Annotated in this window: 5 protein-coding genes and 1 pseudogene; 1 reads left to right on the top strand and 5 read right to left on the bottom strand. The window is 46.5% G+C overall.

The genetic code is table 11. From position 1 onward, the window contains the following. Positions 1–142: 142 nt before the first annotated feature. The 5 genes and pseudogenes from RMO27_RS10605 to RMO27_RS10585 form a co-directional block, all read right to left on the bottom strand. On the bottom strand, positions 143–904 hold the full coding sequence (locus RMO27_RS10605; protein WP_309732154.1) for a Uma2 family endonuclease: 762 nt from the start codon (positions 902–904) through the stop codon (positions 143–145). A gap of 215 nt (positions 905–1,119) precedes the next feature. Further along, a complete protein-coding gene (locus RMO27_RS10600) occupies positions 1,120–2,118 on the bottom strand; it encodes an ATP-binding cassette domain-containing protein (protein ID WP_309732149.1) in 999 nt (332 codons plus the stop codon). Positions 2,119–2,408: 290 nt separating this feature from the next. Further along, positions 2,409–2,603: pseudogene (locus tag RMO27_RS10595) on the bottom strand (dehydrogenase); the annotation flags it as partial. 349 nt (positions 2,604–2,952) lie between these two features. Further along, positions 2,953–3,225, bottom strand: coding sequence for a type II toxin-antitoxin system PemK/MazF family toxin (locus RMO27_RS10590; RefSeq protein ID WP_309732145.1), 273 nt, complete (start codon positions 3,223–3,225; stop codon positions 2,953–2,955). A gap of 260 nt (positions 3,226–3,485) precedes the next feature. After that, positions 3,486–4,997 carry a GMC family oxidoreductase gene (locus RMO27_RS10585; protein ID WP_309732143.1) on the bottom strand — a complete coding sequence of 504 codons (1,512 nt, stop codon included), beginning with the start codon at positions 4,995–4,997 and terminating at the stop codon, positions 3,486–3,488. Between the two features lie 74 nt (positions 4,998–5,071). Here RMO27_RS10585 and RMO27_RS10580 point away from each other — a divergent pair. Further along, positions 5,072–5,243: type II toxin-antitoxin system HicA family toxin (locus RMO27_RS10580; RefSeq protein WP_309732156.1), on the top strand; the 172-nt coding region annotated here is incomplete at its 3' end.

Raw genomic sequence — 5,243 nt, 5'->3', positions numbered from 1 at the left:
GGTTGCCTGGTAGTACTGTAGCTGTGATATGTAGGGCTGATTGCATGGTTAAACTCCTGGTGGGTATACGATTCGTTGGCGAAGCCTCTGCTGGACGCGAGAATCGGGAAGGCATGAAGCTCTACAGATCCTCTCTCCTCGCTCAAATATCTTGGGGATCTATACCCAGTTCTCGTAGTTTGGCAGCAAGTCGATCTGCTCGTTGTTTTTCTAGCTCCGCTCGTTGTTTCTCTACCTCTGCCCGTTCCTCTCCACTCAGTAGCAGATCGCCATTACTATCCCACCAGCGCAACCAAGGCAAAGTCTGATTATCTACTTGCCCTTGCCAGATGCCTAACTCCACACCGAGCGGTGGAATTGGATAGTGACCGCGATCGTTCGGTCTTAATAGTTCATATCGCTGGGCAACCAATTCGTAGACTTCGACAGATGCTTTCTGCACCTCATAGATCGCATAGAACGGAATCCGAATGGCCTGTTCGTAGACCCAAAATTTTCCAGCTTTGGCTTCTGGATCGAGCAAAGAAGAAGTGGCATCGCGTTCTTCGGAGCCATCACCAGCGACAAATTCGATCGCGATTAGAGGCGCAACGATCTCTTTCCACATCACATAAGAGCGACGGTACTTGCCATCAAGCAACGGAGCTACATTAGGAACATAAAACCAATCTGGTGCTTCCGCTCCCCGCTCTGGCGGCTCGATCGATCGCCAATAAATGCCGGAGTCTTGACCGATACAGTAGCGTCCATCTGGATGTATTTGTTCCAGCACCGGGCGAATAGAACTAGTCAACAAGATACTCTGGGGATGTTCCTGAAAATTTTTCACAAACGTCCCATCCGACTCAGGTAGCTGGGTATGGTCTGGCAAAGATAGCGTCGGTGGCGATTGAGCAATAGTCATCCAAAATGCCTGCAAATCCAGAGAACCTTGGTTTAAATTATAGCAAATCTAGTTGTCTAACTACCAACGCTGCAATTCGTTCAATCCTAACTGCTTAAATGCCTCTTTGTAGGTGAAACTAGAAAAACTTTTCTTGCATTCTTGGGTGACTTGAATCATCAGAGTTTTCCTGGGTTTGTAGATATAATCGGTATTGCAAATACGGTCATATCACCTTACGACGTTACTAATGTCTCAGCATTGCCCGATTGGAAAACTTGGCCGATAATGTCATCGATCGGCGGATCGGTAATGCTCAGATCGACGACTTCTAGTTCGCCTAAAATTTGGGAAACAGTTTTGGTGAGCAATTCCTGCGTGACTAAAAATCTCGCCGATGCCCCTTCGACTTCCCGAACTTCTGCATAGGCTTCTAACTTGTGGCGGGGATAGATATGTTTGAATTCGACATTGACTTCCCGACAGGGTGAAAAGCGATCGACTAACCCGTTGAGATTGCCATCATAAATTAATTGCCCTTGATTGATCACCAACACTCGATTACATAGGGCGGTAATATCCGCCATATAGTGGCTGGTGAGCAAAATTGTGGCATTGAAGCGTTGATTGTATTCACGCAAGAATTGGCGGACGGCGACTTGGGCGTTGACATCCAATCCGAGTGTCGGTTCGTCGAGGAAGAGCACTTGGGGTTCGTGGATCAGTGCTGCTAATAGTTCAGCTTTCATCCGTTCGCCGAGCGATAATTTGCGGATCGGTTGGGTGAGTTTGTGCTGAATCGAGAGCATTTCGGCCAATTCTTGAATCCGCAACTCGGCTGTGCGATCGCTCAAACCATAGACAGCAGCATTGATCTTGAGCGAATCGAGGGCGGGGAGATCCCAAATTAACTGCTGCTTTTGCCCCATTACCAGGGTAATTTGTTTGAGGAAGGCTGTTTCGCGCTTGAAGGGAATGTGTCCGGCAACTCTGACAGTTCCCGTCGAGGGGTGAATCAGTCCGCTCAACATCTTGAGCGTGGTGGTTTTACCCGCACCATTTGCGCCCAAAAAGCCGACAATTTCGCCAGCTTGGATCTCAAATGAGACATCCCGCACGGCGTTGATTTCTTTATAAGTACGCTGGAAAAAATGTTTGAGAGTGCCTTGAAAACCAGGCTCTTTGATCGCAACCGGATAAACTTTGCTCAGGCGATCGACAATAATACTAGCCATAAATACTGCATGTAGATCCAAGCTCGATCGACTCAATCGCTTGCTGTAGGTATCGTGATGAGGAAGATCGATCCCGAACGATCGCAAGAGAGTAAACTAGCCTTAGCTAACACTATAAACGATTCTTGCGCGTGAGGCTGCTGGCAAAGTATCACCCGTAACAATGCCCGAACCAGCTCAGAGCAGATCTAGTTGCCAATCTTTGAGGATTGCTAAATTGATAAAGCCACTACCTAAAGCGATCGCCAAAATCCCCACCAGCGGGCGGTAATTAGCTCCCAACCACGGTACCTGTTGCCTATCAATCGCACGCGGTTATCAAGATCGGGTAAATCTGCTGTTTGCACCCACCAACCAATTGAGCGAGTAGCTAACTGTTTGATCCCAAATCCTGGCATAAATTTGGCTAACACAGATAGCATCTGTGGAGCTTCAGCAAAAATCGGATCGGTGAGCAGTCCCCCTGTATTCTGAATATGTCCCATTTCGCTCTTGTTCTCGGAGCATAATATGAAAAACGTATTCGCTAGGCGTATTAAAATCGTCGGAGATCGCTTGTCGCTCGATAAAGTCGATAATTTGGTTGGGTAGTGAGATATTTAGCATCAAGCCTCTACCAGCATAATTTCCTACGTTACCTAATTTTAGCTCAGGTAAAACTCTAGCGTCGATCTCTTGATAGAGCCTCACCTTCACTCATTCAAACACGATCGACTATAAATCTATTAAACCAAGGCTAATTTGAATTGCTCGATCAACTTCATTCAATTTCGCAGAATCGATCGCACCAATTCGTTTAATCAAGCGTTGTCGATCGCGTAGCGTAGGCGAAGCCTAATCGAGCGAGCGGATTTGATTCAACAAAATTACTGAGGTTGTCTTCAATCCGCCTTCTGGTGGCTCGATCAGAACCTCTGTCGGATCTAAACGATCATCAAATTTAGAAGTAATTGCCGCAATAATGATAATTGGACTACGCTGGTTAGCAATATTATTCTGGATGATTAGTGCTGGTCGTGTTTTACTGATTTCCGATCCAATCGTCGGGTCAAAGTTGACCAGATAAATCTCTCCCCGAATTGGCTGAATAATTTGTTGCGCTGTCATACCTCTTCATCGAGTGCGAACCATGCGAATCGAACCTCACTCATTCAATTAATACGGAACGATCCTCGATTTATCGCCCTATTAAATTTGGGCGTTTCTGAATGAGGGTATGAATTCTGCAAGAAACCTGACTTCTTCCAAAAATTCAAGTTTCTGTCCTCACCATTTACCCGCGATCGTGCCACAAAAGCCCCAAACGTCTAGAATTCAGGCTTGACTCCCAGGACAAGATCTACGCTTACTGTAATCGTTGGCGTAGCCTACCGTAGGTAATCGATCAAATGTTCGCCCACTCTGAGCGCATTAGCAATAATTGTTAAGGCTGGGCTAACACTGGCATTGGATGGAAAAAAGCTACCATCTACCACATAAAGATTATCCAGATCGTGAGCACGACAATTGGGATCTAACACCGAAGTTTGGGGATCTTCGCCAAAGCGACAGGTGCCACACTGATGCGCCATCACAGCCAGGGGTGCTTCACCTTTGGGATGCGGTACACCAGATTGGAAGCCATCTAGAGATTTTTCTACCCCTTTCAAGATCTCAATCCACCGATAAATTAATCGATCGTGTGCCTCGGTATTATTAGGTGTATAGTCAATATTTATTTTGTTGCCTATCAATCGCACGCGGTTATCAAGATCGGGTAAATCTGCTGTTTGCGCCCACCAACCAATTGAGCGAGTAGCTAACTGTTTGATCCCAAATCCTGGCATAAATTTGGCTAACACAGATAGCATCGGTGGAGCCTCAGTAAAAATTGGATCGGTAAGCAGTCCCCCCGTATTGTAAATATGTCCCATTGGGTAAGCGAAATCTTTATCGCCCCAATAAAAATCATTTAGATAAATGCTGCGCGGAAATACTCCCGAATTTTGTTTCGTACTGATTTGAACTATCGCAGTCATCAAACCCTTCATTAAATTTCGCCCCACCAAATCGGAGCTATTCGCCAATCCCTGGGGATGAAGATCGTTGCGAGAATGTAATAGGAGCGCGGCTGAATTCACTGCGCCACAGGCTAAGACGATAATATTTGCCAAAAATAGATAGGATTGTCCGCCAATTTCCGCCTCTACCCCTTTCACCGCCCGCCCCGAAGGATTGGTGTGTAAACAAACCACTTTTGCCCCTGTTTTAAGGGTGACGTTGGGATACTTTAAGGCGGGAGTAATCCCGTAAATCTCGGCATCGCCCGTAGGATCAGCTGCTTGGTGGTTTAGAGATAGGGGGATCGAGGTGGGATGCAAACCTTGTTTCTCGATGGCGGTGACGACATCTTGAACTTGAGATTGATGTTCGATCGCTGGAAAGGGATATTCGCTACTATGGGATGGTTCGGTGGGATCGTTGCTACTGTGCCCATGCACTTGGTAGAGGGCTTCGGCTTCGGTATAGTAAGGTGCAAAGTCTGCATATTTCAGACACCATGCTGGTGATATTCCCGCTTGATGTTTTACCGCTTCAAAATCCCGTTCTCGCAGCCTTAGTAATGCGGCATTATAAATCTTGGTATTCCCACCCACTGCGTAATTCATCTGGGGCGAAAATGGTTCTCCAGCACTGTCATACCACTGCTCTGGGGCATGATATCGATCGCGTTTGAAGGCATCTACATCGCTGCGATTTTGGGCAGCGACAGACATGAAATCACCCCGTTCGAGGATCAGAATTTTCTTCCCTGCGGCTGCGAGTTTATGGGCGAGGGTACCGCCGCCTGCACCTGTGCCGACGATAATTAGATCGTAATCTTGGTCATCAATAATCATCCTCAGATCCCCTGCTACTTATACTGTAATAATCTTATTTGTGTTAGTCTGTGCAATAGATTCGGTCGATCGCCATGCCTCAAAAAGTTCGAGAACTTAAATCAATATTATTAAGTGCTGGCTTTACTTATCGATCTGGTAAAGGTAGCCATACAGTATGGAGTCACCCAGGTCTAGACTACAGCATTATTCTATCGGGTCAAGATGGTGCAGATGCCCAGAGATATCAAGAAAAAGACGTGCGAA

Origin of the sequence: Chamaesiphon sp. OTE_75_metabat_556 (genome assembly GCF_031378165.1) — a bacterium.
In the GTDB taxonomy this organism is placed as follows: domain Bacteria; phylum Cyanobacteriota; class Cyanobacteriia; order Cyanobacteriales; family Chamaesiphonaceae; genus Chamaesiphon.
This window is presented reverse-complemented; position numbering and strand designations above follow the sequence as displayed.